Source organism: Pedobacter glucosidilyticus (assembly GCF_002483235.1).
Classification (GTDB): domain Bacteria; phylum Bacteroidota; class Bacteroidia; order Sphingobacteriales; family Sphingobacteriaceae; genus Pseudopedobacter; species Pseudopedobacter glucosidilyticum_B.
In genome coordinates this window covers 123,986-144,073 of record NZ_DLHN01000029.1, presented here as the reverse complement: position 1 = coordinate 144,073, position 20,088 = coordinate 123,986, and the positions used below count along the sequence as shown (strand labels likewise).

The 20,088-nt window shown below is 36.5% G+C and carries 17 protein-coding genes; 7 read left to right on the top strand and 10 right to left on the bottom strand.

From position 1 onward, the window contains the following. The first annotated feature begins 104 nt into the window (after positions 1 to 104). Positions 105 to 2,864: an outer membrane beta-barrel protein gene (locus B2745_RS13650; RefSeq protein WP_304067689.1), complete on the top strand. Its 2,760-nt coding sequence runs from the start codon at positions 105 to 107 to the stop codon at positions 2,862 to 2,864. Positions 2,865 to 2,918: 54 nt separating this feature from the next. On the opposite strand, the gene B2745_RS13645 is transcribed toward B2745_RS13650, so the two are convergent. Continuing rightward, positions 2,919 to 3,134 carry a hypothetical protein gene (locus B2745_RS13645; RefSeq protein WP_026905306.1) on the bottom strand — a complete coding sequence of 72 codons (216 nt, stop codon included), beginning with the start codon at positions 3,132 to 3,134 and terminating at the stop codon, positions 2,919 to 2,921. Positions 3,135 to 3,265: 131 nt separating this feature from the next. Here B2745_RS13645 and B2745_RS13640 point away from each other — a divergent pair, with 131 nt between their 5' ends. After that, positions 3,266 to 3,859, top strand: coding sequence for a porin family protein (locus B2745_RS13640; protein ID WP_304067686.1), 594 nt, complete (start codon positions 3,266 to 3,268; stop codon positions 3,857 to 3,859). A gap of 51 nt (positions 3,860 to 3,910) precedes the next feature. Here B2745_RS13640 and B2745_RS13635 read toward each other — a convergent pair whose 3' ends face one another. Together B2745_RS13635 and B2745_RS13630 are read right to left on the bottom strand one after the other, a co-directional pair. Further along, positions 3,911 to 5,116 (bottom strand): anhydro-N-acetylmuramic acid kinase, encoded by a 1,206-nt coding sequence (locus B2745_RS13635; RefSeq protein WP_304067683.1) that lies wholly within the window; start codon positions 5,114 to 5,116, stop codon positions 3,911 to 3,913. A 1-nt stretch (position 5,117) separates the two neighbouring features. Further along, positions 5,118 to 6,278 carry an iron-containing alcohol dehydrogenase gene (locus B2745_RS13630; protein WP_304067680.1) on the bottom strand — a complete coding sequence of 387 codons (1,161 nt, stop codon included), beginning with the start codon at positions 6,276 to 6,278 and terminating at the stop codon, positions 5,118 to 5,120. Positions 6,279 to 6,402: 124 nt separating this feature from the next. Between B2745_RS13630 and B2745_RS13625 the strand changes: the two genes are divergently transcribed. Both B2745_RS13625 and B2745_RS13620 read left to right on the top strand, forming a co-directional pair. After that, positions 6,403 to 7,590: a class I SAM-dependent rRNA methyltransferase gene (locus B2745_RS13625; RefSeq protein WP_304067677.1), complete on the top strand. Its 1,188-nt coding sequence runs from the start codon at positions 6,403 to 6,405 to the stop codon at positions 7,588 to 7,590. 46 nt (positions 7,591 to 7,636) lie between these two features. Further along, positions 7,637 to 8,131, top strand: a complete 495-nt coding sequence (locus B2745_RS13620; protein WP_304067675.1) for a DUF2452 domain-containing protein — start codon at positions 7,637 to 7,639, stop codon at positions 8,129 to 8,131. Here the strand turns inward: B2745_RS13620 and B2745_RS13615 are convergent. Further along, on the bottom strand, positions 8,082 to 8,900 hold the full coding sequence (locus B2745_RS13615) for an SDR family NAD(P)-dependent oxidoreductase (RefSeq protein ID WP_304067673.1): 819 nt from the start codon (positions 8,898 to 8,900) through the stop codon (positions 8,082 to 8,084). The genes B2745_RS13620 and B2745_RS13615 overlap by 50 nt on opposite strands. Before the next feature lie 66 nt (positions 8,901 to 8,966). Between B2745_RS13615 and B2745_RS13610 the strand changes: the two genes are divergently transcribed. Continuing rightward, complete coding sequence (locus B2745_RS13610; RefSeq protein WP_026905300.1) at positions 8,967 to 9,653, top strand: OmpA family protein; 687 nt, start codon at positions 8,967 to 8,969, stop codon at positions 9,651 to 9,653. Between the two features lie 51 nt (positions 9,654 to 9,704). On the opposite strand, the gene B2745_RS13605 is transcribed toward B2745_RS13610, so the two are convergent. Further along, the gene (locus tag B2745_RS13605) at positions 9,705 to 10,520 is read right to left on the bottom strand and encodes a maleylpyruvate isomerase N-terminal domain-containing protein (protein ID WP_304067671.1); all 816 of its coding nucleotides are present in this window, start codon (positions 10,518 to 10,520) and stop codon (positions 9,705 to 9,707) included. A gap of 91 nt (positions 10,521 to 10,611) precedes the next feature. Continuing rightward, entirely contained in the window at positions 10,612 to 11,877 is a 1,266-nt protein-coding gene (locus B2745_RS13600; protein ID WP_304067670.1) for a DUF6600 domain-containing protein, read from the bottom strand. A gap of 237 nt (positions 11,878 to 12,114) precedes the next feature. Between B2745_RS13600 and B2745_RS13595 the strand changes: the two genes are divergently transcribed. Together B2745_RS13595 and B2745_RS13590 are read left to right on the top strand one after the other, a co-directional pair. Next, positions 12,115 to 12,828: an SAM-dependent methyltransferase gene (locus tag B2745_RS13595; protein ID WP_304067668.1), complete on the top strand. Its 714-nt coding sequence runs from the start codon at positions 12,115 to 12,117 to the stop codon at positions 12,826 to 12,828. Continuing rightward, positions 12,828 to 13,856 (top strand): hypothetical protein, encoded by a 1,029-nt coding sequence (locus tag B2745_RS13590; protein WP_304067666.1) that lies wholly within the window; start codon positions 12,828 to 12,830, stop codon positions 13,854 to 13,856. The genes B2745_RS13595 and B2745_RS13590 overlap by 1 nt, the downstream gene beginning before the upstream one ends. A 147-nt stretch (positions 13,857 to 14,003) precedes the next feature. Here B2745_RS13590 and B2745_RS13585 read toward each other — a convergent pair whose 3' ends face one another. The 4 genes from B2745_RS13585 to B2745_RS13570 are packed head-to-tail and all read right to left on the bottom strand — an operon-like array spanning position 14,004 to position 19,913. Then, positions 14,004 to 14,501, bottom strand: a complete 498-nt coding sequence (locus B2745_RS13585) for a hypothetical protein (RefSeq protein ID WP_304067664.1) — start codon at positions 14,499 to 14,501, stop codon at positions 14,004 to 14,006. Positions 14,502 to 14,516: 15 nt separating this feature from the next. Continuing rightward, positions 14,517 to 16,013: an SUMF1/EgtB/PvdO family nonheme iron enzyme gene (locus B2745_RS13580; protein ID WP_304067661.1), complete on the bottom strand. Its 1,497-nt coding sequence runs from the start codon at positions 16,011 to 16,013 to the stop codon at positions 14,517 to 14,519. Between the two features lie 26 nt (positions 16,014 to 16,039). After that, the gene (locus B2745_RS13575) at positions 16,040 to 19,381 is read right to left on the bottom strand and encodes a beta strand repeat-containing protein (protein ID WP_304067658.1); all 3,342 of its coding nucleotides are present in this window, start codon (positions 19,379 to 19,381) and stop codon (positions 16,040 to 16,042) included. Between the two features lie 10 nt (positions 19,382 to 19,391). Beyond that, complete coding sequence (locus B2745_RS13570; protein ID WP_304067656.1) at positions 19,392 to 19,913, bottom strand: T9SS type A sorting domain-containing protein; 522 nt, start codon at positions 19,911 to 19,913, stop codon at positions 19,392 to 19,394. Positions 19,914 to 20,088: the final 175 nt, after the last annotated feature.

The following is a 20,088-nucleotide window of genomic DNA, read 5'->3' as shown; positions in this document are numbered from 1 at the left end:
TATTTATATGTATCCTAAAAGTTACAGCTAATATTTAAAGGCGTTTAAACTTAAATCAAAAAAAATAGTCCTTATTTTGCAGTCGAACTCACCTAAACTTATAAATGAAAAATTTTTTCATCAGTATTTTATTTGCCTTAATCTTTGTACAAACCTTTGCACAAAGTCAACCTATCACAGTTACGGGGCAATTAAAAGATAGCACCGGAATTACCGTTATTGGTGCATCAATTAAATTGGTATCAATTTCAGATACGGTTTTAACTGGCTCAGATTTGGACGGCAATTTTACCTTTAAAAATATAAAATCTCCTGTTTTTACACTCTCTATTTCTGCTTTAGGCTTTAAAGCGATAACCAAGAGTTATAATTTAGAACGCCAAAAAGCACAGCAACCCATATCAGTAGGTAGTATTATACTTATTCCTGATAGCAGACAGCTAGGTGAAGTTGTAGTAGATGGCACACCAGATGTATTGGTTAAAGAAGATACCTTACAATATAAAGCAGATAGATATAAACTTAAAGAGAATGCCTTAGCAGAAGATTTATTAAAGAAATTACCGGGTGTAGAGGTTGATCGGGAGGGTAATGTAACCGCACAAGGTAAAGCGATTACCAGAGTACGTGTAAACGGGAAAGATTTTTTTGGTGGCGATGTTAAAACTGCAACACAGCAACTCCCGGCAGATTTATTAGAAAACGTACAAATTATTGATGATTATGGCGATAGAGCCAACCTAACTGGTGTAAGAGATGGCGAACCAGAAAGAATCTTAAACTTTACCATAAGACCTGATAGAAATAAAGGTTATATCACCAGAGGGACTGTTGGGGCAGGTAATTTAGAACGCTATCAAGCATCGGTTTTTGCTGCTCATTTTAATAATGCCAGGCAAATATCAGCGCTAGCGAATTTGAATAATACCAATGCAAATATTTTTAGCTTAACCCAAGGTACAGGTGGTGGTGGAGGCAGAGGCGGTCGTGGTGGTTTTGGTGGCGGTAATGCGGATGGTTTAACCAATATCAAATCATTAGGCTTAAACTATCGTGATGAATGGAGTAAGAAAGTAACCGCTTACGGCAGCTATAGTATTGCTTCCAGAGATAATAATACTTTTAACAGGTCTTTTCAACAAATATTAGATACAACCTCAGTAGTACAAAACCTAGATTTTAGTAATGCTGATAATGGTAACCTCAGCCATAGGTTTGATTTTAATATTGAATATAAAATAGACTCTTTAAATTATTTGAAAATTACGCCAAGGTTTAGCTATGCCACAGGAGATGCGGTAGATATATCAACATTTTCTATAAGTAACGATGATAATCTTTTCTCTAACGGTCGTATCAATGATTTTAGCGATTCAAGATCCCCTAATTTTAGTACTGCTATTTTGTTTAATCATAAATTTAGGAAACCGCAAAGAAATTTAGCCCTTAATGCAGATTTTAGCACCAATTCAAACTTAAGAAATCAAGAAACAGAAAATTTTAATTTTTTAGCGGCTAATCCTAATGATTTAGAATATCAGCGACAACTTATAGAGAATGATAATGGAAATGATAACATAAAGTTGGGTTTTTCTTATAACGAGCCTTTATCTAAAACAGCAGGTTTAGAGTTCAACTATGAATACAATTACAACAATATAAAAAATAACAGGACAGTATTTTCTACCCAAACACAAAATGCAACACCTATTATTGATGAAAATTTAAGTAACGAATACGAATTTCAGTTTGTTACCAATAGGTTTGGATTAAATTATCGGGTAAGAGAAGCTAAATACAACTACTCTGTAGGTATGGGGGTGCAACCATCAGTTTTAACGGGTAACGCTATAACTTTAGGTACCACAACAAAAACAAAAGTTGTAAATATTTTCCCTTCAGGTAGATTCAACTATAAATTTTCTAAAACAAAAGAACTTACAGTAAACTACAACGGTAGAAGTAACCAGCCTAGTTATAATCAATTACAACCAGTGGTAGATAATTCAAACCCACAGTTTCCGGTAAGAGGTAATCCAAATTTGGAGGCCGAGTTTAATAACAATTTTAACATCAGGTTCAATAATTTTAATGCAGAGTCTGGTAGAACATTCTTTACTAATATATCTTATAATTTCACTCAGGATAAGATAGTTACCAATACCATCAGGATACAAAATTCTGCTATTGGGGCTCTACAAGAAACCCAATATTTAAATACCAATGGTTTTTATGCAGTAAATGGTTTTTATTTCTTCTCCAAAGCATTTAACGAGAAAAAATATACTTTAGGTTTTAGAGGGTCTGCAAACTATAATAATCAGGTCTCTTTTATCAATAGCGAAAGAAATATCGCAAGAAATACAGTGCTTAGTCAGCGTTTACAATTACAAATACAACCAAAAGAATGGTTAGAAATTGTACCAGCAGCTAGTTTTAGCTATAATGTTAACGATAATACTTTGAACGAAAGAGCAAATGCAAAAGTTAATACCTGGAGTTTTAGTTTTGATAGTAAAATTTATTTCACCAAAACTTTCTTAATTGGAACTCAGGCCGATAAAAATTTAAACAGTGGCTTTAACAGCGTTAGCGTAAATCCGTTTATCATCAACGCCTATTTAGAAAAGCAATTCTTTAAAGGTAAAACAGGAGCGTTAAGATTATCAGCATTTGACTTATTAGATGAAAATGTAGGGGTTAGCAATACGGTTAATTCAAATATTAGGGTAGAAAGAGAAAGCAATCGTTTAGCACAATATTTCATGCTTACCTTTACCATGCGTATTAATAAATTTGCCGGAAAAAATAATCTGGAAGAGATGGGAGAAGGTCAGAGAAGATGGAGAGGGTCAAATAATTAACAGGTGATTTTTTAACAAAAAAGAGGTTTGATTTTTAATCAAACCTCTTTTTTGTTAAAGTCTGTTATTATCTATGTTGATTAAACCTTTTTTAAGTGTAAAAACCACATATTCTCTATTTCTATGCAGTCTTTCTTGCAGATGATTGATGAGGTCATCCTCTTTGCCAGGTGCAAAAACCAGGTCATCATCTGTTAAATGATTGTATTTTCTTTTTAGCTTTATTTTTAGCCTGTCCCAATCTTTTATAGCTATTGTAATCTCTGCCATGGTTTTATATTTGATACAAAAATAGAATAATGTACTTAATTGTAAAGGGATTTCCCTATCATTATTTAGAAATACAAACAATAATTTGGTCCAATTTGTGTTAGGGCTTACAACAAATTAAAAAAACGAAAATGAAAAAAATACTATTCTTGAGTTTATTTGCCCTGCTATGTGCAAGTAGCTCTTTCGCTCAGTTTAATCTAGGAATAAAAGGAGGTTTAAATTACTCCACCATTAAAGCAGAAAATCAAGAGATTGATGAATCTGGAATTTTGGGTTATCAACTAGGTTTATGGTCTAGAATTGGTGGTAATTTCTACTTGCAACCCGAGCTTTATATTGGGTCTAAAGGATCTGATTTTGAATTCCGATCAACCGTTGGCGGCAACACTGTGGTACAAAGCGGTGAAGCCAGATTTACAACTTTAGATGTTCCTTTATTACTAGGTGCTAAAATAGGGGGTGATAAACTAAACTTTAGGTTGATGGCTGGTCCTGCTTTTCAGTTTAATTTAAATACGGATGATGATAATTTTTCGCAAGCTATTGATCCGGATTTTTATAGATACAGAGATTTTGTAACCAACCTACAAGCTGGTGCCGGTGTTGATGTTGGTAACTTGTCTGTTGATTTAAGATATGAGACCAGTTTACAAGACATCAATAAAAATGATGGATTAAAACAAAGTTTGTTACACCTAAGCTTAGGGTTTAAGATTTTTTAATAAAATAAACTAACATAAAAAAGCCGATTTTGATATTCAAAATCGGCTTTTTTATTGAGGAAAACTCAGTTTTCCCATGCTAATTTTTGGTAATTTCTCTTGATTGGGGAAGTCATATTCATCAGGCTGGCCACACAAAGTTTCATTAGCCAATAAAGCAAATAATAAAGCCTCTTTAGCATCGGGGTTAATACCCAAAACCTCTTGCATGTTTATAAAAGTAAGATTTGGTAAATGATGTATCAAGCGCTCTACCAAAAGTGGGTTATGCATACCGCCGCCACTTATCAAAATTTCTATTTCTCCGCTTACGCTGATGTTATCTCGAATAGCTTTAACAATACCCATGGCAGTAAATTCGCATAAGGTTGCCAAAACATCTTCTGCTTTTAAATAGCTGGTATTACTTTTTTGTTGTGCCTCATTTAAATAAACTAGATTAAAATGCTCTGGTCCAGTGCTTTTTGGAATAGGGTTGGTGAAAAAATCATCAGCTAATAAAGCCTCTAATAAATCATGATTGCATATTCCTTTTTTAGCATATTTGGCATCCTCATCAAAATACAAATTGAATTTTTGCATCATATATTGGTCTAAAATGGTGTTTCCAGGACCAACATCGGTAGAGAAAATATTTTCTGCTTTTCTTTTCGCTGGCAAATAAGTAAAATTAGCTATACCACCAATATTCAATAAAATTCTATCTATTTCTTCATCAGCAAAAAGTAAATAATCTCCATAAACAGCAAGCGGAGCGCCTTCTGCTCCTGCTGCTATATTTTTTTGTCTGAAATCACTCAGCGTGATAATACCTGTTAAATGTGCTAAATGATCACCATCACCAATTTGCAAAGTCGCATCAGGATAGTTGTTAAGTTGATGCTTGATTTTAGGTGCATGGTAAACCGTTTGACCATGACTGGCAATAGCATCTACATCATTTGAAGTATAGCCCCATTTTTTTAAAGTTTGGTTTATAATTTCAGCATGTTGTCTGGCTATTTGCGCATTTAATAAGCATAGCAATTCTAAGTCGACCGTTTTTTTAGAGAAAACTTGTTTAATAGCTTCTTTAAAAGAGCTTTCATAAGCGCAAGTTTCAAAATGCAGGATTTCTACCGAGGTACTTAAACCAGTACCTTTAAATTTGCATAAAGCCATATCTAAGCCGTCTAAAGACGTTCCAGACATGAGGCCGAGAATAATTCTCTCTTCTTTTTGAGCAATTTTGAAAAGCTTCTCTAAATTTTTATTCATCTTAATAACTCATGCTTACAATTTTGGCAACATCTGCTGGCGTAATAGCTTTATGTTCGCCTAGGGCTTTCCAGCCTCTCGTATTAAATCTCTCCTCAATGCTTTCTGCAGTTCCTTCATAGGCTTCAGTATACTCTGATAATTTAGTTTTTATTCCTAAAGAATGGAAAAATTCTTCAGTTTTAACTATCGCTTGATTGGCTTTTTCTTCCACAGAGCCTTCTTCGATACCCCAAACGCGTTCTGCATATTGGGCTAATTTCTCTTTTTTCTGTGCTAAATGGTATCGGTAATGGCTAGGCGCTATAATAGCTAAAGTTCTGGCGTGGTCTATTCCGTATAAAGCGGTAAGTTCATGCCCCATGGCATGTACCGCCCAGTCTGTTGGTACACCTTTTTGTATTAAACCGTTTAAGGCCATAGTACAGCACCACATAAAATCTGCCGCAGCGGTATAATCAGCGGGGTTAACCATTACTTTTGGAGCCACTTCTATTAAAGTTTGCATGATACTTTCAGCAAATCTATCTTGCAAGCATGCGCCAATAGGGTAAGTCATATATTGCTCTAAAACATGCGTATAGGCATCGGTTATGCCGTTCGCAATTTGCCTTTGCGGGATAGATTTAATAACCTCGGGGTCTAAAATAGAAAAAGCAGGAAACAAGCCTGGGCCTCCCATCGCTAGTTTTTCTTTTGTTTCTGCTCTGGATATAACCGAGCCCGAGTTCATTTCAGAGCCTGTTGCAGGTAAAGTTAGAACCGTACCAAATGGTAAAGCAACTTCTGTTCTGATGCCCTTGGCTAAAATATCCCAAGGTTCATCGCCTTCATATAAAGCGGCTGATGCCAGAAATTTAACACCATCTATTACAGAGCCTCCGCCAACGGCTAAAATATAGCTTATGTTTTCTTTTTTTATGATGGCTAAGGCTTCGAGTAATACCGCATATTCTGGATTTGCAGGTACACCACCAAATTCTATCACATCAAAACCTTCCAAAGCTTGGTTAACTTGTTGGTATACACCATTGCTTTTGATGCTTCCACCGCCATAAACCATTAAAATTTTAGCATTTGCGGGTATTTCTTTACTTAGGTTGGCTATTTGTCCTTTGCCAAAAAGTATTTTGGTAGGATTTTTAAACTCAAAATTTAACATCTCTTATCAATTTATTTCTCTGTTCTTTAACAAAAGTAGTTCCTCATAAGTTCTATTTTATCTGTAAAATGTAATGTTCCCTAATTTAAAGCATTATCAATCTCTTTAAGTATTTTTGCGCACTATGGTAGATATTATTCTAAAAAAGACTAAAGAAAAAGCTGTTTTACAAAGACATCCTTGGGTATTTTCTGGCGCATTGGCACAGGTTAAAGGCAAACCACAAAATGGCGATGTGGTTAAGGTTTTAGATGCTGATGCTGATTTTTTAGCTTATGGATATTATAACGACCAGTCTAGAGTTGCCGTAAGATTATTAGATTGGGATGAAAACGCTACCATAGATGAGCAGTGGTGGAAAACTAAAATTGAAGCTGCCATTAAAGCTCGTGAGCATTTGCAAAATGATGATACTACCACATGTAGGTTAATTTTTAGCGAGGCTGATTATTTACCTGGTCTTATAGTAGATAGGTTTGGAGATTATCTGGCCTTGCAAATCCTTACCAGTGGCATAGAGCAAGTAAAAGAAACCATCGTGAATACTTTATCAACATTGTTAAATGTTAAAGGTATTATTGATAAAAGTGATGCTTCTGCCAGAGCGCATGATGGCTTGCAAACTCAACATGGTACTTTACTTTGGGGAGCCTTACCACCCGATTTTGTAGAAGTTAAAGAGAATGGTGTTAAATACCTGATCAATATTTTAGAGGGACAAAAATCTGGTTTTTATTGTGATCAACGTGATAATAGAAGAATAGTAGCTTCTTATGCTACCGGTAAAAATGTTTTAGATTGTTTTAGCTATAGCGGAGGTTTTACTTTAAATGCTTTGTTAAATGATGCTGCTTCTGTTACTGCGGTAGATAGTTCTGCTTTGGCGGTAGAAACTTTAAAAAAGAATATCCAACTTAACCAGTTTGATGAAGGGAAAGCTGTTGCTATACAGTCTGATGTGAATAAATACCTGAGGATATTAAAAGAGGAAGGTGAAACTTTTGATATTGTTGTGCTAGACCCACCTAAATATGCACCTTCTCGCTCTTCTTTAGATAGGGCAGCCAGAGCCTATAAAGATTTAAATCGCTTAGGTATGCAAGTTCTTAAAAAAGGCGGTTTATTAGCTACTTTTAGTTGTTCTGGAGCTATGGATATCGAAACTTTTAAGCAAGTAATTGCTTGGGCAGCGCTTGATGCTGGTAAAGAAGTTCAAATTATACATCAGTTTTGCCAGCCGGAGGATCACCCCGTTAGGATTTCTTTTAGCGAAGGCGAGTACCTGAAAGGCTTATTTTGCAGAGTTTATTAAAACTTTTTTTGCAGAGATAAGTTATTGCTAGCAAGTATTAGATAACATGGAGCAGGATAGCACTTCACAAAGCAAGGAAAAATCTCTTTATTATACGGGTGAAGCCAAATTTTCTCCGGTACCTTTAACGGTTAGCTCTCCGGTAATTAAACCTATTGATAAAAATAAGTTAAGAGCAAACGCGGTAGAGTCTATGCACATGCAGGCCAATCAGCAAATGACCATGCTTCGTAAACAGGCCGAATTGATTATGCAGCAGGTTAAGGATATTGAGGAGCGCTTAAAAATATCAGAATTGATTTATACTGCCGAGATGAAGTTTAAGCCTGTTATTGGGCAATTATACCATCTTTATCAGAAAGAGGATAATACCTTTTTGGTAAGTATGATAGCGCCTGCAGAGTGGGGCAGATCTAAAACCTTTAAAAAGTTTGTTTCTACAGTAAAACTTCTAGCAGACCATACCTGGGAAGTTTTGGATAAATCATCTCTTAATTTTGATGACTTTGAAGAAGCCACGCCATTAAATCAGGATGTTTAAATTGATAATTTAAATCATTGACCAATTTATCTGGATTAATGATTTTAAACTTCCCTTTTTCTTCTATAAAATCTGCTTTGGTATTGTTATAAATAGCTGATGCTAAGCTGTAAAACTCTTTTTTTGTTGGATGACTTGGCGCCGCCGCATGGATGGTTTGTCTCCAATAATCTTGCTTGATAACTTCTTCGATAATCCCAATACAATCATCTAAATGAATCAAGTTGACAGGTATTAAACCATCAGGTATTTGTGTTTTACCACCAAAAAATCTTCCGGGGTGGCGGTTTGGCCCAATCAAACCAGCCATTCTTATTACCGTAGTTTGGATATTAGGATTATTTCTGAATACTTCTTCTGCCAGAAATAGGCGTTGTGCCGATGGGTTTTTGCTGATAGAACTGTCCTCAAATACGACATCATTATTTTCTTCATAAACAGAAGTAGAGGAAACAAAAATGATTTTTTGGATATTGCTTTGGTTGATGTGGGTATTCAATCGAGCTAATTTATGTGGATAATCATCTGCATTTATATAATTTCTGCCAGGGGGAACGTTAATAATTAATATCTCATTATCTAAAAATTCCATCAACTCAGCTTCATTAGACAAATCGTCTAATTGTATCAAAAATGATACAATTGATTGTCTGCTAATTTCTTCAAGCTTATGTGGCTTAGTTGTAGACCCTTTCACCAATTTACCAGAACCGATAAGGGCTTTACCTAAAGGCATTCCCAACCATCCGCAACCTAAAATACTTACCATCAAATTAATTTTTTATTTTTGGCATTCGCTTTGACTAATAGAACTATAAATATCAAAATAAATAATATGAAAACTTCAAGATTAAAAATATCTGTTTTAGGATTAGCATTTGCCATTGGCGCAACTACCATTTTACCAGGATGTGATTCTTTAACCAATACACAAAAAGGTGCTGGTATTGGAGCTGCTGCTGGGGGTACTATTGGTGCTTTAATTGGTAACAAAGCTGGTAATACAGCCGTTGGTGCTATCATTGGAGGTGCTTTGGGTGGTACAGCAGGTGCTTTTATTGGCAGAAAAATGGATAGACAAGCTAAAGAGTTAGAGCAATCTATACCAGGTGCAGAGGTTATCCCTGCTGGAGAAGGTATCATTGTAAAATTTGATTCTGGGTTGCTATTTGAGTTTGGAAAATCAACCTTATCAGCCGCAGCTAAACAAAACATAGATAACTTAGCAGCTTCTTTAAACAAATATCCTGATACAGATATCATGATTATTGGTCATACTGATGCTATTGGTTCTGATGCTGTTAACGATAAATTGTCTTTAGAAAGAGCAAATGCTGTTAGATCTTATGCAGTTTCTAAAGGTGTTAGTACTGGTCGTTTAAAATCAAGCGGAAAAGGTAAAAATGAGCCTATCGCTTCTAATGATACAGAAGAAGGAAGATCTCAAAACAGACGTGTAGAAATTGTAATTGTTGCAAACGAAGCTATGAAAGCTGAGGCAAAAGCATCTTCTAACAACTAAAAATTTATTTATATACTATAAAAAGCATCTGCCCCAAAGCAGGTGCTTTTTTTATGCCATTATGGTGAGCATATTTAATACTGGAAGTGCCAAATTGCGTTCGCCATGAATTTGATAAAACTGCCCAGCTTCTTCTGCCCTAATGCCTTTAGAGAATAAAAGCCATGCTATTTGTTGGTCTATATAGATTAAGGCATCAGCTTCTTTATTTTCATCATCAAAAATCCAAAACTTTTTATCTTTTGTTATGGTCCAGCGTTTTCCAGCAGGCCCTACAACTTCCAGCGCTACTGTTTTGCCTATTTCTGCGTTAATTTTTTGATAGGTGTATGGTAGAGCTTCCATAATAATTTCTAAATATGGAGAATAGAATTTTGGGTCTAAAATCTCTTGATTGTTAAAAGCAAATCGTATTTGTTGTTGATGAAGCCATCTTTCAGAGTATTCTCTGGCAATATCAAACCAATTTTCTGAGTGTGATTTTCCGGCCCAGGTTACCGGGAAAAGGGCCATATCAAAAGGGTCTAATGTCTTAAAATAAGCTATTAATTCATCTTGATATTTGCTTGTCAGTTCTATCAGAATTTTTGGACTAAGTCTTTTAGACGCTGCAACCCATTCTTTATTTAGGTTGTTGATATGGGCAATAAGGTCTTCATAAGTAGCAAATTCTTGTTGTACATGTTGGTAATCATCTCGTCCTAATGATAATCTTCTTATGCTAGTATCAAGGAGGTGTGCTACAATATCTTTTACTGTCCAACCCTTACAAACGGTAGCTCTTTGCCAATCTTTTTCATTTAATTGTTTAAGAAAATCAATCAAAGCTTGGTTTAAAGGGTCAAATAGAGGTAGAAAATCGGTCATATCCCGAAAGATAATAAATACTGTAATGATGCCATAAAAAAATGGCTGTCTTTTTTAAAAAAGACAGCCATTTTATAAAATTATAAGGTATTTACCTACTTGGTCTTCCAGATCTTGAGCTGTTTTCTGAACTACTTCTACTGCTATTTCCTCTCTCACTACTGCCACTTGATGGTCTTGAAGGAGAAGAACTTGGCGCAGATGTTCTTTCTACTCTTTGAGGAGCAGATGGTGCTCTTTCTGAGCCAGAAGATCTTCTACTATTATCCCCAGAAGGATAACTTCTGCTTTCTGTTGGTGTAGAAGAGGGTCTTTCTCTTTCTACCCGTTCTGGTCTGCTATTGTAATCTGGTCTGGAAGGTGCGGAATTACTTGTTTCTGGCCTATCAGAAGAACTAGGTCTTTCTACACGCTCTGGTCTGCTATTATAATCCGGTCTAGAGGGTGTTGAGTTATTTGTTTCTGGTCTGGCAGGAGAGCTAGGCCTTTCTACCCGTTCTGGTCTGGCATTGTTTTCATTTCTATCCGCAACCCTATTATCATTAGAAGAAGGTCTTGTGCCTGTTTCTGTTCTTGATGGTCTTGAAGTATTATTAGCAATAGCTCTTGGCGCTGCATCTTTTCTTGTTTCTACCTGAGGGCGATAAACATTTACTGTGCCTCTTTCTACCCTTGCAGAGCCTGGTCTGTTACTGTCATTAATTTTATATACGGTAACATTTTGTCTGGTAGCTCTTCTTACATCCTCAACTCTGGGGCCGCTGTTATATCTAACGTTTCTGTTTACATAAACATTATTTATAATCGTTGTATTCCTGATAATAACTACGTTCCTTCTTGGTTCCCAATATCTATAATATGAAGGGTAATAAATACATCTTTGAGGTATAAAAACCCAATAGTGGTCTGGATAATATCTTCTGCCAATATTGATATTAACAGATATTCTTGGTCCCAGGGGCGCCCATCCATAATATCCGCCACCTGTTCTCCATTCTACCCAGGCTGGTCCCCATTCTGTATCGGGTAACCAAATCCATCCATCATAGCTATCGTAAAACCAACGTCCATAATGGAAAGGAGCCCAACCCCATTCATAATCAGAAACCCAGGTATTGCCATATTCTGTCATTACCCATCTTCCATTGGTATAATAAGGTCTGAAATCGTTACCAACATTTGGTCGCCAAACGTAGCCATATTCTTGGTTATTTATCCAATCTCCATGATAAGAAAGCTCATCATAAAAGGTTTGTAAACTAACACTTCTACTTTGTGCTTGGCTTGTGTTAGCATTTACGATTAGGAATAAGATGCTTATCCCCAAAACTGACAAAGATTTTTTTAATCTGTTCATGGTACATTTTCCTTTCCATTTTTTACGGAACTATTTATAAAACGTTATCTATAAAGCTTTTTATACAAGAGTCTTGATAATTTGACAAGCTTCAGATATTTATAAATAATTTGGTTATTTGACGGTAACTAAACAACCGTTTATAATAGTAAGACGCACTATGCATAAAAAGGTGTCAGCAAAAATTAGATTTTTTTATTTGCGTATTTCCTTTTGTAAAATCACGTACTTTGCGGTATGACAAAAGGCACCTTATATCTTATTCCGGTTGTAATGGCAGAAAATGCTGTTGCAAAGTCTTTAACTCCTTTTTTAGTTGATACCATAAATGCTATTGATGAATATATCGTAGAAAATGAGAAAACAGCCAGAAGATGTTTAAAAGAAGCAGGTTTAAAAACGCCACAAAGCGATTTAATTATTCACGACTATGGTAAGCACAGTAGAGAGGGGAGTTTAAAGCCTTTTTTTAAAGGATTAGAACAAGGTAAAAATGTGGGTTTGATGAGTGAGGCTGGATGCCCGGGTATTGCAGACCCCGGAGCAGAAATTATAGCTGAAGCGCACAAAAGAAATATCAATGTTGCACCCTTGGTAGGGCCTAGTTCTTTATTGTTAGCCTTAATGGCATCGGGCTTTAACGGACAAAGTTTTGCTTTCCAAGGGTATTTGCCAATTGATAAAATGGCCCGAGCTAAGAAGATTAAAGATTTAGAAGGTTTTGCAGAGCGTTTTAAGCAAACGCAACTATTTATAGAAACGCCTTTTAGAAATAACCCCATGTTAGAAGAAATTTTGAGAACATGTAGGCCAGATACCTTGTTATGTATAGCAAGTAATTTAACTGCTGAGGATGAGTTTGTAAAGACCAAATCTATTGGCGATTGGCGTAAAGAGGCACCTGATTTGCATAAAAAGCCTACCATATTTTTATTATACAGAAGCAAATAATGTTGAAACCCGATACCGATGTAAGCATTTATGGCATTAATTTGCCGGCTTTATTTTTGGCTACCGCCTTAAGTTATAATGGTGTATCGGTTTGTATTTGGGCAGAGCAAGAGAAGCCAGATGATTTCCCGGAAAACTTGGTTTTTGATAACTATATTGGGCACTTTTTAACGCAATTTGGTTATCAGATTAAAAATAATGCTGATGTGACTACGGTTTCAAACTTTTTAGAACAAAGCTTAAAGTTACTGGCAAGTAGGGTATGCCCAGTAGTTTGGAAATCATCTGAAAAGGAAATAGAAGAAAACTTGCTGCCAGCAACATACTCCCACAATGAAGCTAAAGATGATGCTTTTATTTACCATGCAAAGGCTTTGCTTTTAAATAACAACCTTGATTTAAGTTTTAGAAGTATTTTGATATTAGGCTGGCGAATTAGTGGGGTGTTAAATAAAACTTTAACGCAGAGAACACTTGTAACCGAAGTACATGAAAAAGCTTTATTGCAGGAGCAGTGGAATTTAAAAGCCTATAAGCAGCCGCTTTTTAAAAGGTTATTAGATAAAATACATCCGCCTAAGGCAAAAGCTTATCAGTTGATAAACGCAAAAACAAACCTTCATTTAAGTCAAGATAGGAGTTTAGAGGCCGGGGAACTTTTTCCTAATTTTAATTTTTATGATGAGAAGGCTCAGGTAGATATCCAACTACATCAGTGGACCAATTACCAGCATTTTTCGGTTATCCTTTTCGGTTATTTATCACAGCCAAATTTATTTACTGTTTCTCGGTGGATGCAGTTAAACTATCCGGTAAAACTTTATTATTTACCACCTAGTGAAAAAAACAAACCCTTATTTGAATTTATGGGCATAAAGCCTGATACAAAACGAACCTTTATTGTTAGACCAGATTTGTATTTAGGCCTTATTCATGATACTATTGATGTTGAAGTGATAGATAATTACCTTAAAAATGTTTTGGGTATGAAAATCAACCATGAAGCAATAGATAGTTCTGGTGCTTAAGGATAATCAATCGGATTTTTTAGTAAGAGAAGATGTGTTAAGTAAGTCTAGTCTTACGTTTATCCTACGTTTATCTTACGTTCATCCTACGTTAAGCTTATATCTCTGGTGTTGTTTTATATAAGTTTATACATATAAGTGTTCAAATCAATAAATACAATTATTTTGAGTGATGACGCTGTATTGGCTGCCAAAGCCTTGTCCTCCTGAAAATATACTTTCTACTGATAATGGAGGACAGGTATTTTGAGTGACTATCCTTTGTTGTATGCCATTACCTGTACCACCGAAGAAAATACTTGCTACAGGTAATGGATTACAGTTTGTTTGTATTTGTAGATTTTGTTGAGTTCCATAGCCAATACCTCCATAGAAAATGGTCTCGACGCTTAATGGTGGACAAATGTTTTGTATCTGTAGATTTTGCTGAGTTCCATAGCCTGTACCTCCATAAAAAATACTTTGTACTGGTAGAGGTAGGCATAATGCTTGAATATTTTGGTTAAAATTAGCACCATAGCCAATACCACCAGCAAATAAAGTAAGTGGTTTTTTATTCAAAACGCCTCTCATAGCAGGTAAAGCAATTTGAGAAAAGCATTTTGAAGCTGTAAGAAAAACAAGCAAAAAGAATATTTTCTTCATCAATTTATATCTTACTTAAAAAGAACGAACACCTCTGCCTCCTGATGCAAAGTCTCGGTTGCCGTCAGAGAAATTAGACCACTGTCTGTTAGATATGCCTATGCCTTCGTATCTGTTACATGAACCTCCTCTTCTTGGATAATAAGTTTCATAAGTGTTTACCTCTGTTGATAGAGGCCATCCAATCACGTCAGCAAAACTATCAGTGGTAATTTGACCATTACCATTAGCTGTTGTAAAAGCAGCATAATTATGAGCTAAACCCCCAATGCATCTTTCAAAAACACTCCCTGTCATATCCATTATGCCATAATAGGTAGCACCAGCATTTAGTCGGTCACTTATAGGGGTGGCTGTTATACCTACTCTGTACAAAGTATTAGAGCCAACATTAGCCATTCCTAAACCGCTTCCTGATAATACTTCTGAAGAAGTAAATCTGTTGTTAACCGCATAATTATTGAACTGTCTTAAATCTGTTGTACCCCAAGAATATTCGTTTAAAACAGGCGTGAGAGGGCCTCTAGAGGCTTTTTCATATTCAAATTCTGTCATAGGCCTTAATGCCGCCCAATCTAAAAAAGCTAAAAAATCTTTCACCCGAATAGAAACGGGTAGTCCTATACCATCATTTTCTTGGTCGAAATTATTATCATCTGTAGCATCATTTCCATAAATGGCAGGTGTTAAACTGGTGGTAGAAATTCCTGGTGTTTTAATTTCTATTCTATATCCAAAGCGGGCATTTATTACTGTACCTATTGGAGAAGATGGAGGAGTAGCGTTAGGATCTTCCTGAAGACGTAGCTGCTGATTATAAGTTAAACTATTTAAAAATGAAACATATTGACCTGTTGTAATCTCATATTTCATGCAATAAAAGCTATTATAACCTAATGGGAAAGTTGCTGGTAAGGACCCTATACTACCAAAGCCACTTTTTTGATATACTGTAGCAGCACCTATTCCTGCTGCTTGTATAGCGGCAGTTATTCTTAATGGATTATCTGTAGCTCCATCTGTGAAGTTTATTCTGTTAGTACTAGAAGGATTATTACCATCGCCTATAAAAAATTCTCCTTCAGGAACATTTACCATTTCAATTCCGTATACGCCAATATTATCTGCGCCAATAGGGCTAGAAAGCGTTAAGGTTACTGTAGCTTCGTTGATATTGCCTATTCCGTCTGCATTTCTTCTGATAAAAACACCCATTTGATCGGTTGGTAAATCAACTTGTAACTGCGTTCCTGTAACGCTGTGTCCAGATGCTGCAAGCTGCCCATGTAGCCAAGGATTTTGGTTAGGTTGATCACAATTTTGTCTTTTAACAAATACCCATACAGCATCCCAGTTTGCCGGTCCGGCACTTACTTTCCAGCTGTTATCCCATTTGATGGTAAAGGATACTGTACTGCCACCAATGGAGGGTACTCCCATAATTAGGTTATTGGCAAAGGTAAATGTACCCACAAACATGATTAGTAATGAAGTAAATAGAACTTTTTTCATATCTTAATTTATAAAAGCTTTAAAATTTATTGCATATCTCCAGCTGTAACTACAATATTGTCTCCTATGTGTACAATGGTTACTATAGCATAATTACCTGCTGTTGATGTTAAATTGTATCTGTTTTTTACTAAAACTCCAGGACCACCATTAAAACTTATTTTGTTGATGTCAGCACTCTTTTGTAAAACCATACAGTTAAAACCAATAGGTAAAGCGTTATTAAATGTTATGGTGATAGGACTTGTAGGATTACAAATAAGCACTTTTCCCTTATACTCTTCGGCATTTGCTGAAGTTATAACAAGATTGGAAGTAATTTCTGAACTTATAGCAGCATTAGCGGTAAGTGCTCCATTGGTATTAACATTTGTGATACTGCTATTACCCAGTTGTATGGTATTGCTGGCATTAGCTACTGCTCCGTAGCCAATAGCCGTAGTATTGGTTAAGTTTGCAGCACTGGCATTAGCTGATTTTCCGATAAAAGTATTTCTAGTTCCAGTGGTAATGATTGAGCCAGCTTGTTGTCCTATGGCAGTATTGTCTTCTCCTGTAGTATTTTGAAGAGATTGAGCTCCCACGGCTGTATTAGCATGGGCAGTAGTTGAGGCAGATAAAGCTTCTGCACCTACAACGGTATTTCTTTGACCAGTAGTTAAGCCTAAAGCGCTAGAATATCCAATGGCCGTATTATAATCTGCTGTTGAGCCACTATAAGATTTTAAAGAAAAATAGCCTATTCCGGTATTCCCACTTCCAGTTCCAGCACCAAGTGCGTCTACACCGAATGCCGAATTTTGGTTATTATCACCTGCTCCTCTTCCTACTTTTAGTCCATTTACGGTAATATCATTCTCAAAATCAGCCCCACTTGAAGTGAGGTAAACAGTACTGTCTACACTACCATTAGCTTTTAGAAACTCGGTAGCTTTACCATTTAATTTTACAATAGAGGGAGCGGTTAGTACTCCGGTAAAGGTTGGCGAAGCAATAGGTGCTTTAGCATTTATTAACGCTAAAGTAGCAGCACTTTTCGCATAAGGCGCAAGCATGGCCGTAGTATCAGCAATATTCACTTTGGTAGCGATAGCTGCATTGGTAATGGCGCTTTTTGCATAAGGCATAAGCATAGCAGCTGTATCAGCTATATTCACTTTTGTAGCGATAGCTGCATTAGTGGCTGCACTTTTCGCATATGGCGAGAGCATAGCAGCAGTATCGGCAATATTCACTTTAGTCGCGATGGCTGTATTGGTAATGGCACTTTTCGCATAAGGAGAAAGCATGGCAGCTGTATCGGCGATGTTTACTTTAGTCGCGATAGCTGCGTTGGTAATGGCACTTTTTGCATAAGGCGAGAGCATAGCAGCAGTATCGGCAATATTCACTTTAGTAGCAATAGCTGCATTGGTAATGGCACTTTTCGCATAAGGCGCAAGCATAGCAGCCGTATCAGCGATGTTTACTTTAGTGGCAATGGCTGCGTTGGTGATGGCACTTTTCGCATAAGGTGCAAGCATGGCCGTAGTATCAGCAATATTTACTTTTGTAGCGATAGCTGCATTGGTAATGGCGCTTTTTGCATAAGGCGCAAGCATGGCAATTGTATCGGTGATGTTCACTTTGGTAGCAATAGCTGCATTAGTGGCTGCACTTTTTGCATAAGGCGAAAGCATAGCAGTCGTATCAGCAATGTTTACTTTAGTGGCGATAGCTGCATTAGTGGCTACACTTTTTGCATAAGGTGCAAGCATGGCCGTAGTATCAGCAATATTTACTTTAGTCGCGATAGCTGCATTGGTAATGGCACTTTTTGCATAAGGTGCAAGCATAGCAGCCGTATCGGCGATATTCACTTTAATAGCGATGGCTGCATTGGTAATGGCACTTTTCGCATAAGGTGCAAGCATAGCAGCTGTATCGGCGATGTTCACTTTAGTAGCGATAGCTGCATTAGTGGCAGCACTTTTCGCATAAGGCGCAAGCATGGCCGTAGTATCAGCGATATTCACTTTAGTGGCGATAGCTGCATTGGTAATAGCACTTTTCGCATAAGGCGATAGCATAGCAGCTGTATCGGCGATATTCACTTTAGTAGTAATAGCTGCATTGGTAATGGCGGTTTTCGCATAAGGCGAGAGCATGGCCGTAGTATCTGCGATATTTACTTTGGTAGCGATAGCTGCATTGGTAATGGCATTTTTCGCATAAGGTGCAAGCATAGCAGCTGTATCAGCGATATTCACTTTAGTGGCGATAGCTGCATTAGTGGCTGCATTTTTTGCATAAGGTGCAAGCATGGCCGTAGTATCGGCGATATTCACTTTAGTAACAATGGCTGCATTGGTAATGGCGCTTTTTGCATAAGGCATAAGCATAGCAGCAGTATCAGCGATGTTTACTTTGGTAGCGATGGCTGCGTTGGTAATGGCGGTTTTTGCATAAGGCGCAAGCATGGCAACTGTATCGGTGATGTTCACTTTGGTAGCAATAGCTGCATTAGTGGCTACACTTTTCGCATAAGGCATAAGCATAGCAGCCGTATCAGCGATATTCACTTTGGTAGCGATGGCTGCGTTGGTAATGGCGGTTTTTGCATAAGGCGCAAGCATAGCAGCAGTATCAGCAATGTTCACTTTGATGTTTAAAGCGGATTGAGTTGCATTGGAGATTGGTTTATTGATATCACTTGTATTATCTGTATTCTGAATGCCGAGATTTGCTCTTGCACTGTTTACGTCAACGGCTCCGGTTCCACCGTTAGCAATCGCAACAATACCTGTAACATTTCCAGATTTGCCTGTAATATCCCCCGTAACCTTAGATCCACTAACACCAACAATTTTAACATCCGTAATACTCAAATCAGCAATTTTTGCTGTTGTGATAGCTCCATTAGCAATTGATGGATTTGGATAAACGCCAGTTAAATCTCCAGATGCCTGACCTATAGGATTAGCTGAATAAGCATTTAAAGCATAGGGAACAGACTGTAATTGCGTCACGCCTAAATCAATAAAATTATTTCCACCTAAAGGATCAATTTCTAATTGTAAGTATTTATTACCTAAGCCCCAATTAACGGTACTCAAAGAACCATTTACTGGACTTGCTCCTGGGCTACCTATAACCACATTAAATAATCCTACTATATTGGTTGAAGTATTTCTTGTCTCACTATATACAGTGGTACCGGTGGGACTTAGATCTCTGATGGATAATCTTATTTTAATTCCTTGATTCACAATAGGCTCTCCCCTGTCATTTCTGGCTACAGCCTGAAAGTTGAGCTGTAGTGGAGCTTGAGCCCATAATGAGCTAGCAAAAAATAAAGTAAGCAATACTGCAAGTAGAACTTTTCTCATATCGTATTATTTAAAGCTTGATAATTTTAAAACTTCCGTTTTTAGTAGGAGAGAAAGGTAGACCCATACGAGCTGTTAGGTAATAAATACCAGGCGCTAAATTAGAAATATCAAATCTTTCTGGTTTACTATTTAAAGTGTAATTAAGAACTCTGGTTTGTATGGGTCTGCCATACTGATCAATAAGTTTGAGATTTATTTCTCCAATACTGTTAAGTTCAAATTTGATGTCAAAAAAATCTTTTGTAGGTAAAGGATATATAACGACTTCTTCTTTAGTCCATGATTGCCCTGTATAAGGGACTATAAAAGTTGGAATATACTTAGGTTGTAGTAAGCCCGAAGTTATCAATAATTTATTTTGACTGGTAAAAGAGTTTATAGAACTGCCTTCACCGATACTCCAATCAAATTGATATTGTGCCGATTTGAAAGTGTTTCCGCCTATATTAATGGTTTGTTGGTCTATATTCTGACCATAAGCACCAGAGATGATAAGCGTAAAAAATAATCCAAGTAGAGTTAGCCTCATATATTTTATTTTAATGCACATAAGTTCTAAAATTGAATTTTATTCAATATTAAACGAATTTACTAGAGCTAATAAAGTGAGGCGTTAAATTTTTGTTTGAATATATAAATTATATATAAAACTTGTTAAACAGTTGCTAAAAATTATTAAAAATAATGTAGTTGATAATCAGAAC